The following is a 19,227-nucleotide window of genomic DNA, read 5'->3' on the forward strand; positions in this document are numbered from 1 at the left end:
TGAAGGGGTTACTCGAATGACAAGAATAAGGAGTACTGGGATGACAAGAAAGCACTGATTTCATATGCATCTAATAAAAAAGATGATGTTATGCAAGTAGCTGACACTGGCATCCAGTTTTTTTTGTGCAATTCCGTCAAAAAAAAGCGCTTTCGTGTTTACCAACTTAGTTGGATTCCAGTGTCAGCTACTTGAATGACACCAAAGAGGCTACTCGGATGACAACGAAGATGCTGGAATGAAAGGAGTGTTAGATAAAGCTACTTGTATAACTGTTGCACATCCATAAACTCCTTCTCGTTTTGAATGCTGATGATAGTGTGAGTGTTGAAAGGTAAAGGGTCATTTATATGTCCATGGCCTACTCCTTTCATTGTAAATACTGGAAAGTTGACACTTTTTGCAAACCTTTCTTTTACAATTTCAACAAGATTATCATTATAACAGTTAACAAAGTCACCGAATATTACTGCATCTACTCCATCAAAAATATGAGCTTGTTTTAGGTGATCTAGACTGCGCTCAATTGAATATGGATAAACTCTTATGTCTTCTAAAAATAGAATTTTGTCCTTTGCGTTTACTTGCCAAGCGGTTCCTATACTGTTTTCAACTAAAGTCATATTACCACCGATGATTTTAGATTCTAATCTGCCATTTTTTAGTCTAACTCCATTATTTATCATCTTTAAGTTGTCAAATCTGATAGAGTTGCGTTGGTTAAGAATTAACTCTTTCAATTTCTCAACAGAACTTTCAGCAACGGAGTTATTTACTATCATTTCCAACATAGTGCCGTGAAGAGTTTGCCAATCATATTTAACTTGCAGATAAATATGTAAAGCAGTGATATCACTATAGCCTATGAGAACTTTTTTATTTTTGGCAATTCTTTCTTTTTTGTCATTCGGTAGATTTTCCAGATAAGGGATTAACCGAGAAGCCCCTTCTCCCCCTCTAATACACCAAATTATTTTGCTATCATCAGTGAGAGCATTAACCAAATCATTCGCTCTAAACTCATCAGAGTTGGAATAAAATGGATTGTCGTTACTGTATATTTTCTCCGAAATATGGGGATTAAAACCCAAAGCCTCTATATATTTTTTTATAGTTGGCAAATCTGATTCTTTTCCCTTTGAAGAAGGAGCGATAATATCAACTTGGTCCATTGCATGAATATCTGTGTTAGCACCATAGCTGTACGAACATTCATTTTTGAAGACAGCAAATGGTGTCATTCCAGTGCTTGACACTGGAATCCAGAAATTTTGCTTATAACTGAGCTGATGAGCTAAAGGTAGTTGTCTTACGCTAAAACAAACGTTTTTAATTAAGTTGCATAGAAGCTGGATCCCAGTGTCTGGGGACTGGGATGACACCCCACTGGTGGTAATTGCTCCCAAACTACAACGTTCGTACAGTTGTGTGTTAGCACATAAAGTGAAAATAAAATATAAAAGGTAAATGATCATTAAAATATCTTATAAAACTCTTTTTTTAGTATATCATCGAGTTCAGAAAGTAGAACTTTTACTCCTAGTTTTTCCATTGATGTAACGCCGTAATCTTTTAGTCCACAAGGAATAATACCCTCATAGTGGGAAAGGTTTGGAGAGACATTAAGCGCTATGCCGTGATAAGTTACCCATTTTCTCAAGCGAATGCCAAAAGCTGCTATTTTTTCTTCTACTCCGTTGTTGTTCACCCAAATGCCTATTCTATCTTCTTTGAATTCTCCGAATATATTAAAGTGCTTTAAGACATTTATGATCCAATTACTTAGGTCTCTGATATATAGTTTTATGTCACATTTGTTTCTTTTTTTAAGATTTAGCATTAAATATATAATGCGCTGCCCTGGTCCGTGATATGTGTATTTACCGCCCCTACCTGTTTTGTATATGGGAAATAATTTTTCAATAATGTCATCATCTGTTGCACCGATTCCTGCAGTATAAAGTGGAGGGTGCTGGAGCAACCATACTAGCTCATCAGATAAATTATTGTAAATTTGTTGAATTTTTGCTTCCATGAATTCTACAGCATTGTTATAATCAATAAGTTGGTTAGATATTAGCCATTCCGTCATGTTCTATTTCTTTAGGTCTATCAATGTCATTCCAGTGCTTGACACTGGAATCCAGAAATTTAATTGTAGATAGCACACTGAACTGGTGAGCATAGTTGCTTTACGCTAAAAAGAATGTCTTTGACTAGATTGTATGAAAAGCTGGATTCTAGTGTCAAGCACTGGGATGACATCATTCTTGTAACACTAATTGATATAATTCAACTACAATTTCAATCTTCTAACAAACTCCTAAGAACCTTTTTCATCTATCGGCTCCTCTTTCATTAGTATATAACCAAATTCCTTTGCTTTTTTAAGCAAATTTTTGACTACTCTCTCTTTGTAAAGTGTTTCATAATAGTTCATTCCTTTCTCTACATATTCTTGTCCATATTTCAACATTTGATAAAAGATACATGCTAATTTCCTTGCTGTCGCAGTTATTGCTTTTGGTGCTCCTAGCCTTTTTTTCAGCCTTCTACTATATGCACCTATTGCACTTTTGCTTCTCAACACACAATGGGCAGCCATTCGAAATGCATTCGCAGCGCGGTTAATAACTTTACGAGTTCCTGTTCCAACAATTTTTCCTCCTGTAATTTTATTAGCAGGGCTTAATCCAAGCCAGGAAGAAAAATGTTTTTCTGTTGGCCATTTATTATGATTTATACCTGTTTCCGAAATGATAGTTTGTACACTTAATACATCAAATCCCGGGACTTTAGTAAAATCTATCCCGGTTATTCGATTTAAATCCTCATCCGCAGCAAAATCTGGACCATTCTTCTGCTTCCGCTTTCGTATTTTATTCAACATCCTGTTCTCATTTGACTTTGCCTCAAATGTTTTATAGTAACTCTCTATACTTTTATCACATTCCGTTATTTGCTCTTGAAAAAAAGTATATGCTGCATATTCTTGTTTTAGTGCAAACAAGTGTTCTTCTCTATAGTCTCCTGTTAATGCTTTTGCTATAGTAGGCTTGTCATTCTTCATGTTTGAATTTCTAAATTCAGCTAGTTTTTGGGGGTCTTTCTCTCCTTCAATTATTGCTTTAATAATTTTCATGCCTGTTAAACCGTTGATATCACTAATAACCTTATGCAATTGAATATTCATTTGAATTAGCGCTTTTTGCATACGTTGAGTATGTTTAGCTGCATTTTCAATTAGATTAGCACGTTGTCTAACGTAACTACGCAATACACACATTTGATTATCCGGTCTAAATGATCCTTGAAGCAGTCCATAGCTGTGCAATTGTTGCAGCCATTGACAATCCTGAACATCAGACTTTCTACCAGGCACATTTTTGACATGTCGCGCATTTACTAGTTTTACCTCAAATTTATATGATTCTAATATTTGAAATAAGGGAATCCAATATACTCCAGTTGACTCCATGGCCACAGTTCTAACCTGACACTTTTTTAACCACTTTGCTAAGTTGTGTAGATCTACTGTAAAGCACCCAAATTTTTGGATACGTTGTTCATCTCTTCCTTCAGGTGCACATACATAATGTACAGTCGAGCCAATATCAATCCCTGATGCGTCAGGGTTTATTATTTTTAATTTACTTTTTGCTTCTGCCATATAAAATTCCTCCTATACTATTATGATAAGAAGCACTTCAGCTTGGGACGGTTAGGTTATACAATCTTCTAAACGAGGTAGTCCAGAAAGAACTCCATCAATGGCTTTACCGTTTCCCCCAAAACCATGCTTTCAAACGGGCATTTATAGCACCATTGATTGTTTCGGTTATAGCTGCAGAAGCGCTTCTTCGTAAAACTATATCCAAAAAACATAAAGTAAAGAGAAAGAGTTTCTTTAAAACATAAAGTAAAGAGAAAGAGTTTCTTTTTGGTTTTATAGATTTCGTCTGTTCAGGCTTTTAACGAATTCAATTTTTCAGGAGGCACATATGAATTTTAATATTTTTCAAAGAAAGAAAAGCAGTGAATACTCTGCTTTGCAACTAATGATGGAACCAAGTTGGAGTAGGCGCGATTATGCAAGTTTTGCTGAGGAAGGCTACATAAAAAATGTCATTGCCTTTCGAGCAATTAATATGATCGCAAGTGCTGCATCTTCGGTACCTTTTATTCTCTGCCAGCTTACTGACCAGGGAAAATCACAACTAAAAGCACATCCGTTACTGAAGTTACTTTATTCTCCTAATCCAATGACATCAAAATCAGAATTTATTGAGGGGATTGTAACTTATCGGTTAGTTAACGGCAATTCTTATATATTGATGATTGAGCTGCAGAACAAACCAACAGAGCTTTATCTTCTGCGCCCTGATAGAGTTGAAATTGTTCCGGGGAGAAGTAACGTTCCTTATGCCTATCGTTATACCGTAAATAACAACAGTTATGACTTTAAAGTTGATAAATTGACTGGGCGTTCAACAGTACTGCATCTTAAAACCTTTAACCCTTTGAATGATTGGTATGGACTTTCACCAATTGAGGCAGCTGCATATAGTATAGATCAGCATAACCAAGCGGGAGCTTGGAATCAGGCAATGCTGCAAAATGGAGCAAGACCAAGTGGTGCAATAGTTGTGAAATCAGAAAAGGATGGAAGCGTTGGAAACTTAAGTCAAGAGCAGTACCAACGCTTAAAAGCGCAGATAAATGATCATTACTCAGGTCCTGTCAACGCTGGAAGACCTATATTGCTTGAAGGAGGCTTAGAGTGGAAGGAGATGAGCTTATCACCAAGAGATATGGATTTTATTGAATCCAAGCATAGCTCAGCTCGTGATATTGCGCTGGCTTTTGGCGTTCCGCCGCAGTTGCTTGGCATACCAGGTGATAATACTTATAGCAATTTGGTGGAAGCACGCCTTTCCCTTTGGGAACAGACAGTCTTACCAACGCTAGAAAATATTATCTCTCACCTGAATTCTTGGCTAGTGCCCAAGTTTGGCAAAGATTTATGTTTGTCATATGATAAAGACGCGATAGAAATTCTAATGGAAAAAAGGCAAAAGATGTGGAAATACGTAGAAAACGCAAGCTTCATGACGCTCAATGAAAAAAGAGAAGCTTTTGGCTTGCAACCGTTACCCGGTGGTGATAAATTGGATTGATATTATTTTTTTGCATATTAAATTAACTACAATGAAATTGTGGGGTAAATTATGAATGAAAGGGAACAAAGAGAATTGGATGAACTATTAATGAATTCTTCTAAAGGAGAGAATATACAGCAGATTACGGAGTTGATAGAAGCTGGAGCAAATATTAATGCAGTAACAACTGTGCAAAAGGAGACTCCTTTACATATTGCAGTTAGGTATGGTCATAAGGAAGTAGCAGAGTTGCTGCTTAATAAAGGAGCGAATGGTGTGCCGTAGAGATACAAAGAATGTTCAAGTAAGAGCAAACTAAGTGCAAAAGCTGCACAGTAGATGAGGGTAGGTCCCTCGGAGCCGGTTTACAAGAGCAGGCTTCAAACAACCATAAGCTGCTTTGGTAAGGTAGTGAGCGTTATGGAAAAGGCATAATTATATGTCATGTAAGGAATAGAGAGATGAACGAAAGTGAACCACTGATGAAGTGTCGAAACCTTTTAAATGACGTCAAAACCAGGGGGTCGTTTGTAACCTGGGATAAATCTATCGGGAGCTTGTTTACTGGATAGATGGCGTCCGGCATAAAGGTGGCATGAATCCATTTCAGGCTATTGTGTGGAACTACGGGAACCTGTCGTTTCGATGATAAGGGAGAAATCCAAGGAGCTAAACTCTAAGGATGAGAGTACCGATGCGAAAAACAGGGGCGGATCAGCTCGTAGTAGTGAAGAAGTTTCTGTAATGGAAATCGAGAGAAGGGGCTGAGTTATTTAGTTTTAATGATTTATCAACCGAAAGGGAGGAGTTAATGAGTAAAACAAAGTCTTTTGATATATCAAAGCAACTTATTTGGAGAGCTTATAAACAAGTATCGAAAAATAAAGGTGCTGCTGGTGTGGATGAGGTTTCGATAACAAAGGTTGAAGAAAATCTAAAAGATAATCTGTACAAACTATGGAATAGGATGTCATCCGGAAGTTATTTTCCAGAGCCGGTAAAAGCTGTTGCGATACCAAAAGATACAGGAGGGCAAAGAATTTTATGTGTTCCTTCAGTATTCGACAGGATAGGGCAAACGGCTGCTGCTATGTATCTAGAGCCGCTGGTAGAACCAAAATTTCATGAGGATTCATATGGTTATAGACCAAATAAGTCTGCACTGGATGCGGTAGATACAGCTCGTAAAAGATGCTGGAGGTACGATTGGACGATAGATCTTGATATATCTGGATTTTTCGACAATTTGGACCACGGCTTGGCATTGCAAGCTATCAAAAAGCACACAGACTGCAAATGGGTCATACTGTATGTTGAGAGGTGGATGAAAGCCCCCATTCAGCAAGCAGATGGCAGTAAGGTAGTTAGGGATAAAGGAGTTCCGCAAGGAGGTTCAATTAGCCCAATCATCTCTAATATATTCATGCATCATGTGTTTGATATATGGATGAAAAAGAACTACCCGACGGTACCATTTGAGAGGTATGTGGATGATGCGATAGTACACTGCAGAACAGAGAAACAGGCAGAGTTTGTGAAAGTAATGATCGAAGAAAGATTGGCTGAGTATAAGTTGAAATTACATCCTGAAAAGACACAGATAGTGTACTGTAAGGATGACAATAGGAGTGGTGGATTTCCTAAACAAAGTTTTGATTTTCTGGGTTACACATTCAGACCCAGGTTAGCAAGAAATAAAATAGGGAAATATTTTGTCTCATTTCTCCCAGCAATTAGCAACAAGGCCAAGAAAAAGATTACTACAACCATAAGGTCATGGAAAATGCTACGAAATACGCATATAACATTAGAGGAGATGTCAGGAAAAGTAAATCCAATAGTCAGAGGCTGGTATCAGTACTATGGCAAATTTTACAGAACTGAAGTATACAAATCTCTAAAGAATATAGAGCGGCATCTAGAAAAGTGGGTGAAAAGGAAATATAAGAGACTCAGGAGTCACGGAAGACTAGCAAGACAATTTCTAGGAAAGGTGAGAAAGAGGTCTCCGGATATTTTCTATCACTGGACACTAGGGTTAGGCCAAAAGGCTGAATAATGGAAGCTGTATAAATCAAGAGGTTTACGTACAGTTTTGCGAGAGACTGGTGGGGAAGTTCCACTGGTCTACTCTCCTTAATGCAGTGGATAATTATGGTTTTACTCCTTTACATTATGCTGCTTCCATAAATTGTAAAGAGGAGGTGGAATTATTGCTTAAAAACGGAGCAGATATTGATGTAAGAAATCATTTCGGTGCTACTCCTTTATATTTAGCTGTTCAGGGAGGCCATGAGAATGTGGTAAAATTATTGCTTAAAAACGGAGCAAATATTAATATAGCAGATAATTCTAGCAAGACTGTTTTACATTTATCTGTTCTCAAAGGCCACACAGAGATAACAAAGTTATTGCTTGGAGATATGGAGACTCCAAGTACAAGCTGCAGCGATATAAGCATTGAAGAGTTACAAGTAACTAATAAGTCTTATTATTAGAGGGTAGATGAAGTTTACTATCTCCTAAATCGTATCTGTTCAGATTCATGTGAAATCAGTCCTTTTTTTCTTGTCATGAAAGTAGCTGACACTGGGATCCAGTTTGACGAAAGCGCTCTACAACGTTTTTTGTGAAAAAGCCAGTGTCAGGCACTGACCATTTGTTGCTACGTTTTTGTCTATCTTATTTTGCCACCCTGCTGAACGGATACCCTAAATCATGTAGCTAAATGAGTTAACTATTTTTCTTGCTAACTAAGGTGTTGTAAATTTGGTCTACATCAAAACTCATCTTAGGGCACCAAATAGGGCCATCTAAGTGTGCCTCGATATAAAGAGGACTATTATGATTTAGTAGTATGAAAAAGAGTCTGAATATAGAAGTTAAGGAGAACTTAGATAAGATTAAATTAGAAGAGATAGAACCTGATGCTTGATCGATACTAAACTGTGAACTAGTTGAACATATACCACTGTTAATACTTACTTTTCCATTAATATTTTCAAAAAGCGTACTGCCATTATATATATCAACGTAAGCAAGCTTGGAAATTTCAGGTTTATTCTTACTGCTTAACAACTTAGTGATGAATGAATTAAAATCCACATTTGTAAACTCTATTTTCTGTGCTTGAAAGTTTACATTTCCTGATAAGTTACTAGCCCAATCATCAAAGCTTGTTCCTTGAGTTTTGATTTCACCACTTAAGCTTATCTTGCCATTTATGTTATTAACTCCTATAACTTCCTTGGTGTCCAAATTTGCAATAGAAAATTTTATGTGAATTGAGCCTGCTTTTAGATAACCCTGAAAAAACATTTGTCCATGTTCTAGTATGTAACTTATCTGTTTGATAGTGATAATGTTGTTTCTTATCACTGTATCCAAGTTAAAATCTTTTAAGACGTTTTGCCCAATTTTAAATTCTGTAGTTTTGATTTGCACGTTTGCATCAAAATCTCCTTTCTCATCTAAAAAATTAAGCTGCTTTGTTGACCATTGAATTTGATTTATTTCATTTCTTGAGTTTCTTTTTACCTCTAATAGTTTTGGTAATTTAAAGATATTTCCATTAAATTTATTACCTGTAAGGTTTACATCTAATAAAGGCTTAGTGTATTTTTGATCCACTAATATTTTTACACTACCGGTAATGTCGAAATCTTCTCCGAATAACTTTATTTTATCTGCAACTAGCTTGTTCTCTTGTATTTTTAATGAAAAATCCAAATCTTCAATTTTTGTACCATTGAATATAGAATCTTTAACACTAGTTCTTATATTTACATCATATTTAAGATTTTTCAGCCATTGCACTTTGCTGAATAATGAATAATCATATTTATCTATATTAATGTTATGTATGCTAAATTTACTATCGATCATATTGTGTTTTTTTGTGTGATTTACCTTAATTGATCCTTGCCAAGATTCTTTGTTATTTAGCAATCTGATATCTGAAAGAGATAATATTCTAGGTGCTAAATATAGTTTAGAACTTGCTGTAAATTGACTTTTCTCTCTTTCTTGCATCTTGATAGAAGGTAAAATATGTGAAATGAACGACTCACCCTTTATCAATATATCACCATTAAATTCAGACAAGTTGCCATTGTTTGAAACTTTTCCTGATAAGCGAGATATATTATTGGTTCCAGGAAACTGAAGAAGAGTATCAACGTTTATTTCGCCATTAGCAAATTTTAGCGTAGCATGAAATTTGTCCAATATCCTGTTTTGATATTGAATATTTGAAGCTTCCATATTAAAATCCAAGCTCAGGTTCTTTGGCACAACCTCTCTAAAAGATTCTAAAAGACCCTTCATATCTGTTGTTTTGTGTGAGCCGTTTTTTAGGTCGACTTTACTAAAACTAATATTGATATTAGTATGATCACTTTTTCTATCATTTTGTATTATACCAGTGCCTTGCATGCTTTTGGACTCAATTTTTAAATCAGTTGCCGTAAACTCGCTTTCATTGAGATTGATATTGGATGATATCTCAATATTTTCGCTGGGAATTACATAAGAAAGGAAGCTAAGATTAATGATTTTTGCCAAGTCGCTCATAGAATCAGAATTATTATTAATCGTCAATACTAAATTGCCCTTGAGCTCTTCTTGATTTCTATTACCTTTAAATAGCAAATTTGCAAAATTTGAATCAACACTAATGTGTACATTATTTTTTGTGACATTAACCTTTCCAGAAAAATCGTAATTGTTGTCACCAATCTGTACTTCACCAAAAAACTGCTTATTTTTTTTTATAGCAACTTCCTTGATATTAATAGTATCGGCGTTAAAACTTATTTGGCTGTCCTTTATTAATATATCAACTGTATTATCATTGGCTTTCGTATTCATAATATTAAGTAAATTTTCTTTGTTGCTTTTCATGCCCAAAAATGAGATTGACTTTGGTTGCAATGAAAATGAAAACAACGATAATAGCGATGGCCTTATTTCAATTTTTTTTGCACTAATTAAATCTGATAATTTTTGCTCCTTGTTTTTGTTGTATTGTACATATACATTGTGAATAGTAAGTTTTGGAGTAATGAGCGAAACTTCAATTTTTCCTCCAACATGTACTTTAGCATCATATGTCTTCTCTAACTCTTTTACGATATATTTTCTGTAGCCACTCCAATCCTTAAAAGTTGCAGCAACGTGTATGAGAATTAATAGCAACGAGATTGATAATATGGCGTATAAAGAAAGTTTCATAATAGACCTCTCATTCCAGCATCCCTTCTCTTCTTGTCATCCCAGTGCTTGACACTGGGATCCAGGAAATTTGATTAGACATTAAGTTAATTAGCAAAAAAGTAGCTATTCTTATGTTAAAGCACAGCATTTTTACATGAGAAGCTGGTCTGATGAGCACTGGGTTCCCAGTGGAAATTGCTCTCAAACCACAACACTTATATAGTTGTGTGTGTGACACTGTGATCCAGTGTGACTTAAATAAGGTTTTCCAGATTATATAATCAACAAAATTTCTGGATCCCAGTGCTTGACACTGGGATGACAGGAATAGGTGCTGGGATGACAGGAATAGGTTATGGGATGAAAGGAGTGGATATTGGAATAGTAGCTGAAATGACATATAGCAATACAAAGGGTGTAATTTACACATATTTCAAATTATTCAAATTTCCTCTAAAAATTAGGTAAAGAGTGCTAGAATAAATAATAACACTCAAAGCTATTAAAGTTACTAAATAAACAATACGAGCTAGCCCTCTATCGAAAAACAACCCTGCTGATAAGTAATTAGAGAGATAAAGAACTATTGACATAACCAATGTTGCAGTGAGAATTTTTACAATATTTAGTAATAATGCTTGGCTAAGCTTATACATCTTATTTATTGTTAAATAATTAATCAATAAAATAGAATTTATCCAAGTGGAAATGGAAGTAGCAATAGCAATTCCTATATGTTGGTATTTGTTCATTAATAGGAGATTTAGTATTACGTTAATTCCAAGGCACGTTAATGAGAACATAGTTGGTATTTTTAGCTTTCCCCTAGCAAAGAATGTGGGTAGCAATACTTTATTTATAATAAATGCGGGTAAAGAAAGAGAAAATGCTACTAATGTAGGAACAGTTTGCTGCACTGCATAATAATCAAATCGGCCGTAAGAAAAAAGCGTAAGTAAAATTATGTCAGGAATAATGATAAAAGCAGCAGTTATTGGCATAATTAATATTAACCCTATATTAAGGGCCTTGTTCTGTATTTTGACTATATTCTCAGTATCATTTATTCGTTTTGAAATCAGGGGAAGAAGTACTGTACCAATTGCAGTGCCAATTACTCCTTGCGGTAGTTGATTTAGTCTATCGGCATAATATATATAAGAAACTGCATTTGGTATAAAACTCGCCATGATTGTGTCAATCCATACACTTATTTGTATTACACAATTGTTGATAATTGCAGGTATTACACGCTTGAAAAACAACTTCACTTCGTTACTTAATTCTAAATTAAAAGAAAAGAAAGCCTTTAATTTGTATGCACTAAATATTATTAAAAGTAGCTGCAAAATCCCTCCAATCAGGACGGCTATAGAAAGGTTATGAGCCGGTGTTTCAATGTAAGGTAAAAACAAACTGATGATTAAACAGAGGTTCAAAATGATTGGTGAAATAGCTGTTGAAGCAAAATGCTGTTTTACTTGCAACATTCCACCAATAAGTGATGCGATTGACACGAAGATTATGTAGGGCATCATAATTTTCAACAAAGTTACAGTAAAGGTAAATTTATTTTGGTCAAATCCAGGAGTGAAGATTTTGATCATGTAAGGGAAGAAGGTTTGTGTGATAAGGCAAAAAATTACTAGAATAATAAACGTAATGGATATTACACTACTTGCGAAATTAAATGCCTTTTTATTATCATATGACTCTGCAGAGTATAATGGTATGAATGAGGTAGTAAATGCCCCCTCTGCAAAAAACGATCGAAATAAATTAGCAAAGCGAAACGAGGAAAAGAATATATCTGCAAGAGAGGTTGCACCAATAACCGTAGCAATCAATACATCTCTTATTAGCCCTGAGATTCTTGAAATAGCTGTAAAAAAACTAAATGTGAAAATACTTTTAAACATATCACGGTGTCAATACGATTGAGTATAATGATAAAAGCATGAATGAAAATATTTAAAACCCTCTGCAAAAGGAGGTAGCTTAAATAATTAATTGACTATTTGTGCTCGTATGTTAAAAATTTTATATCTTGGCGGGCGTAGCTCAGTTGGTAGAGCGTCAGTTTGTGGTACTGAATGTCGCCAGTTCAATCCTGGTCGCTCGCCCCACTAAAAATTTTCACTTTACATAAATATAAACATTAGATATTTTTGCACGTCCGTTAGCATTCCTTGTTGCTCTAGTATTTAGATGGCGGAGGGGAAGTTTGCGATTTAGAGTAAAAATGATGCCTATTAATTAGTGAGAGGGATTGTATGTATATTTGTTTGTTAGCTTATAGTATAGTGTCAGCACTAGGAATATTAGCTTGGTGGTTGAGTTTTGACACTTCATCACCTTTAGCCATAGGTGCAATTGCTGGTTCTATGGCTCTAGCATTGATTGCGGTTTTGCACGTAGGATGTTTGCTATATAAGTTTTGCAAAAGAGATCCTATTGAGGAAGATCATGGAAAAATAGCAATTTTTTTTGGGTATGGCTATACCTATAAGTACTATGATTGGGGCAGTGCTTAATGCAAGTGTGATTGCTGTTCTTCCTAATCCAGTAGTAACAGTGATTATCTTAGTAAGTGCAATAACAGGGCTAATAGCAACAATTATGGGGGTTTATGTAGCCACATCTTTAGTGCATTGTGCAGATGAAGCAGCAATTACATTTGCAGCAAGTGCAACTTCGATTACAGATTCTACATTTGTTAGAATATCTCAGGAAGAAGAAGTGGATGAGTGTATTACCTCTCCTACAGTTGAAAAAGTTTCTTCTGTAAAAGAGACGATAATTTGAGCTAAGTTAGTGTGTAACACTGGAATCTGTAAAATTTGACATCAATCACTGATAGTTGGAATATTATAGAGTAGGAATTACTCAAGAAGATGCATAAGTACGACGTAGTGGTAGTAGGTGGCGGTCATGCCGGGTGTGAAGCAGCTACAGCTGCAGCACGCCTTGGTGCAAGCACGCTACTTATAACTCACAAAATTTCAACTATAGGAGAGATGTCTTGTAATCCAGCAATTGGAGGAGTTGCAAAGGGTGTTGTAGTTAGAGAAGTAGACGCCCTTGATGGAATAATGGGGAGAGCTATCGACCGAGCAAGCATACACTCGGTCGTTTTAAATGGCAGCAGAGGCGCAGCAGTATGGGGCCCACGTGCACAAGCAGACCGAAAATTATACAAAAAAGCAATACAGGAAATTATTCTAAATTATAACAACTTGACAGTAAAAGAAGAGTCAGTTGACGATTTTCTTATCGAAAGTGATAGCAATGGAGAATCTTATATAAAAGCTGTAATAACAGACTCAGGTGAACGTATACTGACAAGCAGAGTTGTTTTGACTACAGGGACTTTTTTACGTGGTGTGATTCATATAGGAGAGCAAACAACTCCTTCTGGAAGAATGGGAGATAAACCTGCAATAGAGCTTGCAAACACGCTAAAGAAGTATGATTTTAAACTGGGCAGGTTACGTACCGGAACTCCACCGAGGCTTGATCGTGGCACTATAAACTGGTCGGTATTACAAGAACAAGTGGGTGACAATCCACCTACACCATTTTCTTATCTTACAGAGAAAATTAACCAGCCTCAGGTTTCATGTTTTATTACTCATACTAATGAACATACACACAGAGTAATTCGAGAGAATCTTCACAGATCAGCTTCTTCATATTTAGATAACGTTATTGCACCAAGATACTGCCCATCAATTGAAACTAAAGTTAAAAAATTTGCAGAAAAAAATAATCACCAAATATTTCTAGAACCAGAAGGGATTGATGATAACACTATATATCCAAATGGAATTTCAAATTCATTGCCCATCGAAGTGCAGTATGAAATGATAAAGAGTATAAAAGGGCTTGAAAATGCAGAAATATTAAGACCTGGATATGCAGTTGAATACGATTATATCGATCCACGAGAGCTATTTCATACTCTTGAAACTAAGAAAATTAAAGGACTATATTTTGCTGGTCAAATTAATGGTACCACTGGATATGAAGAAGCAGCTGGGCAGGGAATTATTGCCGGAATCAATGCAACACTCTCTTTATCTCAAAAAAGTTTTGTTCTTCATCGTACAGACTCATATATCGGTGTAATGATAGACGACTTGGTCACTAAGGGAGTTGCTGAGCCTTACAGATTATTCACCTCACGCGCAGAGTACAGGCTGGCGATTAGGTCAGATAATGCAGATAGAAGGTTGACACAAAAAGGTTATGACATTTCCCTTGTATCGCATGAGAGATACTCTGTTTTGCAGGGTAAACTTAAATCCATTAAGCAACTTGAGGAGAAATTAGAGAGCCTAACAATTACTCCTGAGCAGCTCAGGTCCTATGGCATTAAAATATCTTATGATGGAATAAGAAAAACAGCATTAGATTTGCTCGGTTATCCAAATATTGACTGGAATAAATTACGAGAAATATGGCCAGAGTTAAACATAGGTTCCAGTGTCAGCTACTTGCATAACGCCAAAGCACCTCTTCCTGTCATCCAAGTAGCTGACACTGGGATCCAGTACTTGAATGATGATGGAATGGATGCAGTTGACACTGAAAAAAATGTAGATTCCAGCGTCATGTGCTGGAATAACACTATAACTGATAGCATAGCCAAGAATGAAATATATGAAGCAGTTGCAATTGAAGCAAAATACAAGCCTTATTTAGTAAGACAAGAAGCAGATATGAAGTTTCTACAAGAGGAAGTTAATACTCAAATTCCAACTAATTTCAACTACTCACAGATTAAAGGCTTGTCAACTGAAGTGATAGAGAAGTTGCAATCAATAAAACCAGCAACAATTGGCATTGCAAAGCAAATACAGGGCATCACTCCAGCAGCAATAGTTAGCATATTAGTGTACCTTAGGAATAAGAAAACGAAAATAGCTGCTAATTCTGCGTAAGGTATTCCATGTCAAAAATCGAAGAATTTCGCTCTTTTATGCACGAAATCAATGTTAATGCATTTATGTTGCATACTAAAGACGAGTATTTAAATGAATATTCAAAAGAGTTAGCAGAGTTATGTGGCTTCACGGGAACAAATGGGCTACTTATCGTTACAAAGAGTAATAAGTGCCCATTTTTTACAGATGGACGCTATATCACACAAGCTCGCAGTCAGCTCGATCAGGGCAGTTTTCGAGTATATAATATACAAGAAGAGGATCCACACAAATGGGTAAAAGCAAACTTAACATTGACTACCTCACTGGGTTACTATCCGCAATATTTTACTATGAAGGACATAAGAAAATATGAAGGCATTTGTAAACTAGTACCATACTTAATTGAAAAAGATAGTAGTCATAAAGCACAAACAATAGTCTCACATGTATCTGGTGAGAGTAGTAAGGATAAATGTGAAAGAGTAGCTAAAAACATAGAGGCTGAAGCAGTGCTTCTGACTGATCCAAATTCAATTTCGTGGTTATTAAATTTAAGAAATGAAAGTGCTGAATATACTCCTTGTATATTGGGTCGTGCTATATTGTATAAAAATGCCAATGTTGATTTATTTATTCAAGATAAAGAACATTCAACTATAGAAGCAAATTTTGATAACCATATAAATGTTTTTGATATTAGTGAGCTAGAAAATTCACTACATAAGTTAAATTTGGTGGTGATAGATCCAAGCACGACTCCAATGAGCATTATGAATGCAATAGATTCCTTGTATAACCATTATTTAAATGAAAAATCAGCTTCGGTGTCATTCCAGTGCTTGACCAGAAATAAAAAAGCATGGATCCCAGTGTCAAGCACTGGGATGAAAATAAGTAATGAAAGAGGTCTAATAGAAAATAAGCAGATAATTGAGAAGGAGGATCCTTGTTTGATTCACAAAGCAGTAAAAAATCAAACTGAAATAACTGGAGCTATAAGTGCTCACATCAAAGATGGAGTAGCAGTTACAAATTTTCTATATTGGCTTGAAAATAATATTGACAGTGAAATTACTGAGCTTGAAGCTGAAGAAAAAGTTTTAGAATACAGAAAAGAGCAGAATTTGTTTAAGCAATTGAGTTTTCCAACAATTTCAGCATTCAACGAGAATGGAGCAATCATTCATTATCGTGCAAGCAATAAGACAAATAAAGCTATTAAAAAAGATGGACTATATTTGATCGATTCTGGTGGTCAGTACCTTGATGGTACAACCGATATTACAAGAACTATAGCAGTTGGTAGTCCAACCAATGAGCAACGAGCTCACTACACAATAGTACTAAAAGCTCACATTTCGATAGCAAGTGCAGTCTTTCTCCCTGGCACCACTGGTGGGGAATTGGACATATTAGCGCGTATACATTTATGGAAATTTGGAATGGATTACATGCACGGTACAGGACATGGAGTAGGAAGTTACCTTTCGGTACACGAAGGACCGCAAGCAATATCAAGAGGAAATAAAGTGGAACTCATTCCAGGCATGATACTTTCTAACGAGCCTGGTTATTATATTCCAGGAAAGTATGGAATAAGAATTGAGAATCTGATGTATATTGAAAGGCGAGAAAACGTCTTTTTAAGCTTTAAACAATTGACCTCTATTCCTTATGATAAAAAGCTAATAGATATACAAATGCTTACTGAAGATGAAGTTAAATGGATAAATAGCTATCACCAATTTGTTTATAAAAATATAGAAAATGGCATAAAAGATAAGGAATGGTTAAAGAGAGTATGTGAACCTTTAAAATAGTTAATTTGTCATTTAATCAAGTATTAATATAGTTGTTCTTGTATTGTTTTTAATTAAAAACAATATATAATATTAGTTTCAAATGGGTGTAATTATGACAGATAAAGTGCAAGACGATGAATTTATGAAGCAGTACATGGATACTTGCAAAGAGCAAATAGAAAAATTGGCAAGCGATCCTAATTTGCTTCAACAGACCTTAAAGCCATTCATGCAAATGTCTCAGCAACTTATGGCTGGCGGTATGCTAGAAGGAAATATGCCTAGCATGATACCTGATATGGGTGGTATGGATATCAACAAGATGATTGCTCAGATGAAGGAAATGTATGATTACATAAAGAGTAATCACAAAGAGCTCATGAGAAAAGATGTTTCACAAATTCAAGAGCTTGATGATTCCAGCAGAAGATTGAGAGGCTTGGTCAAGAAATTGATAGAGAAAGTTGAAGCTAAGTAGTATTTATTCATATCAAAGAGCTATAGCAGTAGTGAGGTCTTGTTCCTCAAATTTAGTATTACCATAGAGTTAAATATAAACATAAAGGGATGAAGAGATGATTGAACTACAAAGCCAAGAAATTTGCCCAAATGGAAGTAAGAAAAATTTGATTATTTTTTTTCATGGTTGGGGCTCAAGTGGCGATAATTTCGTGCATCTTGCTAAAGTTATGAGCAAGTTTTTGCCTGATTCATATTTAGTAGTTCCCAATGCTCCATTTGAAAGAGAAATAGGTGATGGTTATCAGTGGTTTAGTTTAGAGGATCGTAGTGAGGAAGCACTATATAATGGGGTGAAAAATGCTGCATCAATTGTAAATCATTTTATTGGTACAAAATTAAAGGAGCTTAATTTAAAAGATACTCAGCTTTCTTTAGTTGGATTTTCTCAAGGGGCAATGCTTGCAATGCATGTAGCTCTTACCCGGCTTCAGTCTTGTGCATCGGTTGTTGCATATTCTGGTAGGTTTCTTTCACCTTCAAAAATTGCACCGGAGATCAAATCAAAACCCAGCATATGTGTTATTCATGGTGATGCTGATGATGTGGTACCTTTTTCTTCCCTTGATTTAGCGGTTAAAGCTCTGAAAGAAAATGGAGTAAACGCTCAAGGATACCCAATTCATGGATTAGGCCATATTATTAATGAAGAAGGAATAAGGTTAGGGGTTGAGTTTATCAAGAAGAATTTTGGAAATTAATTTCCATGCACTTGTTTTGCTTTGGTTACGGATATGTAGCTAAATTTCTATCGAAAAAATTGCTAAATTTAGGCTGGAAAGTTAACGGTACATCAAGAAATAAAGATATACAACTTTTTGATTATGAAAAGGTTGATCAAGATCTGCTTAAAAGTGTAACACATGTTTTAGTTTCTATTCCTCCAGACGGCGATGATGTTATGGAGAGATACGGTCATTGTCTGGAGAATATTAAATGGCTTGGTTATCTGTCTGCAACTAATGTTTATGGTGACCACTGTGGTAATTGGGTGAATGAGGAATCTGAAACAAAGCCTATAGAAATTAGAGGAGAAAAGCGCCTTGAGTCTGAAAAGAAGTGGCTAAGTAGCAAATTGCCTGTACATATTTTTCGTTTGGCTGGGATATATGGTCCTGGTAGAAATGCGCTAATTGACCTGCAGCTTGGCAAAGCAAGAAATGTGAAAAAAATTTTTTCTCGTGTTCATGTTGAAGATATATCGAATATTTTATTTTCTTCCATGCAAAATATAAAGCCTTATGAGATATACAATTGTGCAGATGATTTACCTGCTACGCAATCTGAAGTGGTCACGTATGCAGCCGAGCTTCTCAATATTAGCCCTCCAGAGCCAGTTGAGATTTCTTCCGTACCAAATTACGCACGGGGTTTTTATTTAGGGTCAAAAAAAGTAAGCAATACTAAAATTAAAAAAGATCTTGGTGTCTCTCTAGTTTATCCTAACTATAAGGTAGGGTTAAAGAGCTTACATACTGAAATCACATTGGAATGATTGTATCCGTTTAGCAGAGTGATAAAATAAGATAGACGAGAAAACTAGTTTGTGACATTGGCGTCCAGTTGAATTTACATGGATTCCAGTGTCAGCTACTCGAATGACAT

At 35.6% G+C, this 19,227-nt stretch carries 17 protein-coding genes and 1 tRNA gene; 13 read left to right on the forward strand and 5 right to left on the reverse strand.

Annotated elements, in window-relative coordinates; all coding sequences use genetic code 11:
- Positions 1-260 precede the first annotated feature (260 nt).
- The 3 genes from AAGD63_RS00855 to AAGD63_RS00865 all read right to left on the reverse strand — a co-directional run bounded on the left by AAGD63_RS00855 (position 261) and on the right by AAGD63_RS00865 (position 3,670).
- Positions 261-1,172: an LD-carboxypeptidase gene (locus tag AAGD63_RS00855; RefSeq protein ID WP_341813814.1), complete on the reverse strand. Its 912-nt coding sequence runs from the start codon at positions 1,170-1,172 to the stop codon at positions 261-263.
- A 302-nt stretch (positions 1,173-1,474) separates the two neighbouring features.
- Complete coding sequence (gene lipB / locus AAGD63_RS00860) at positions 1,475-2,092, reverse strand: lipoyl(octanoyl) transferase LipB (protein WP_341813495.1); 618 nt, start codon at positions 2,090-2,092, stop codon at positions 1,475-1,477.
- Between the two features lie 231 nt (positions 2,093-2,323).
- Entirely contained in the window at positions 2,324-3,670 is a 1,347-nt protein-coding gene (locus AAGD63_RS00865) for an IS110 family transposase (RefSeq protein WP_341813147.1), read from the reverse strand.
- A gap of 331 nt (positions 3,671-4,001) precedes the next feature.
- Here AAGD63_RS00865 and AAGD63_RS00870 point away from each other — a divergent pair, with 331 nt between their 5' ends.
- From AAGD63_RS00870 to AAGD63_RS00890, 5 genes are all read left to right on the forward strand, one after another.
- Complete coding sequence (locus AAGD63_RS00870; RefSeq protein WP_341813496.1) at positions 4,002-5,177, forward strand: phage portal protein; 1,176 nt, start codon at positions 4,002-4,004, stop codon at positions 5,175-5,177.
- Between the two features lie 51 nt (positions 5,178-5,228).
- Positions 5,229-5,444: an ankyrin repeat domain-containing protein gene (locus tag AAGD63_RS00875; RefSeq protein WP_341813497.1), complete on the forward strand. Its 216-nt coding sequence runs from the start codon at positions 5,229-5,231 to the stop codon at positions 5,442-5,444.
- A 333-nt stretch (positions 5,445-5,777) separates the two neighbouring features.
- Entirely contained in the window at positions 5,778-5,927 is a 150-nt protein-coding gene (locus tag AAGD63_RS00880; RefSeq protein ID WP_265024380.1) for a hypothetical protein, read from the forward strand.
- A gap of 43 nt (positions 5,928-5,970) precedes the next feature.
- Positions 5,971-7,218, forward strand: a complete 1,248-nt coding sequence (gene ltrA / locus AAGD63_RS00885) for a group II intron reverse transcriptase/maturase (protein ID WP_341813289.1) — start codon at positions 5,971-5,973, stop codon at positions 7,216-7,218.
- 49 nt (positions 7,219-7,267) lie between these two features.
- Positions 7,268-7,657 (forward strand): ankyrin repeat domain-containing protein, encoded by a 390-nt coding sequence (locus AAGD63_RS00890; RefSeq protein ID WP_341813498.1) that lies wholly within the window; start codon positions 7,268-7,270, stop codon positions 7,655-7,657.
- Between the two features lie 235 nt (positions 7,658-7,892).
- On the opposite strand, the gene AAGD63_RS00895 is transcribed toward AAGD63_RS00890, so the two are convergent.
- Both AAGD63_RS00895 and murJ read right to left on the reverse strand, forming a co-directional pair.
- Positions 7,893-10,391, reverse strand: coding sequence for an AsmA-like C-terminal region-containing protein (locus AAGD63_RS00895; protein WP_341813499.1), 2,499 nt, complete (start codon positions 10,389-10,391; stop codon positions 7,893-7,895).
- Between the two features lie 404 nt (positions 10,392-10,795).
- Entirely contained in the window at positions 10,796-12,292 is a 1,497-nt protein-coding gene (gene murJ, locus AAGD63_RS00900; RefSeq protein ID WP_341813500.1) for a murein biosynthesis integral membrane protein MurJ, read from the reverse strand.
- Between the two features lie 131 nt (positions 12,293-12,423).
- Between murJ and AAGD63_RS00905 the strand changes: the two genes are divergently transcribed.
- The 8 genes from AAGD63_RS00905 to AAGD63_RS00940 all read left to right on the forward strand — a co-directional run bounded on the left by AAGD63_RS00905 (position 12,424) and on the right by AAGD63_RS00940 (position 19,117).
- A tRNA-His gene (locus tag AAGD63_RS00905) sits at positions 12,424-12,499 on the forward strand.
- A 147-nt stretch (positions 12,500-12,646) separates the two neighbouring features.
- Positions 12,647-12,907 carry a hypothetical protein gene (locus tag AAGD63_RS00910; protein ID WP_341813501.1) on the forward strand — a complete coding sequence of 87 codons (261 nt, stop codon included), beginning with the start codon at positions 12,647-12,649 and terminating at the stop codon, positions 12,905-12,907.
- Complete coding sequence (locus AAGD63_RS00915) at positions 12,867-13,178, forward strand: hypothetical protein (RefSeq protein WP_341813502.1); 312 nt, start codon at positions 12,867-12,869, stop codon at positions 13,176-13,178. Before AAGD63_RS00910 ends, AAGD63_RS00915 begins: the two co-directional genes overlap by 41 nt.
- A gap of 89 nt (positions 13,179-13,267) precedes the next feature.
- A complete protein-coding gene (gene mnmG, locus AAGD63_RS00920) occupies positions 13,268-15,316 on the forward strand; it encodes a tRNA uridine-5-carboxymethylaminomethyl(34) synthesis enzyme MnmG (RefSeq protein ID WP_341813503.1) in 2,049 nt (682 codons plus the stop codon).
- Between the two features lie 8 nt (positions 15,317-15,324).
- Positions 15,325-17,121 carry an aminopeptidase P family protein gene (locus tag AAGD63_RS00925; RefSeq protein ID WP_341813504.1) on the forward strand — a complete coding sequence of 599 codons (1,797 nt, stop codon included), beginning with the start codon at positions 15,325-15,327 and terminating at the stop codon, positions 17,119-17,121.
- A gap of 94 nt (positions 17,122-17,215) precedes the next feature.
- Positions 17,216-17,581, forward strand: a complete 366-nt coding sequence (locus tag AAGD63_RS00930) for a hypothetical protein (RefSeq protein WP_341813505.1) — start codon at positions 17,216-17,218, stop codon at positions 17,579-17,581.
- Positions 17,582-17,678: 97 nt separating this feature from the next.
- Positions 17,679-18,323 carry an alpha/beta hydrolase gene (locus AAGD63_RS00935; RefSeq protein ID WP_341813506.1) on the forward strand — a complete coding sequence of 215 codons (645 nt, stop codon included), beginning with the start codon at positions 17,679-17,681 and terminating at the stop codon, positions 18,321-18,323.
- Positions 18,324-18,328: 5 nt separating this feature from the next.
- Positions 18,329-19,117 (forward strand): SDR family oxidoreductase, encoded by a 789-nt coding sequence (locus tag AAGD63_RS00940; protein ID WP_341813507.1) that lies wholly within the window; start codon positions 18,329-18,331, stop codon positions 19,115-19,117.
- Positions 19,118-19,227 lie beyond the last annotated feature (110 nt).

This window comes from Wolbachia endosymbiont (group B) of Germaria angustata (genome assembly GCF_964026725.1).
Taxonomy (GTDB): Bacteria; Pseudomonadota; Alphaproteobacteria; order Rickettsiales; family Anaplasmataceae; genus Wolbachia; species Wolbachia pipientis_C.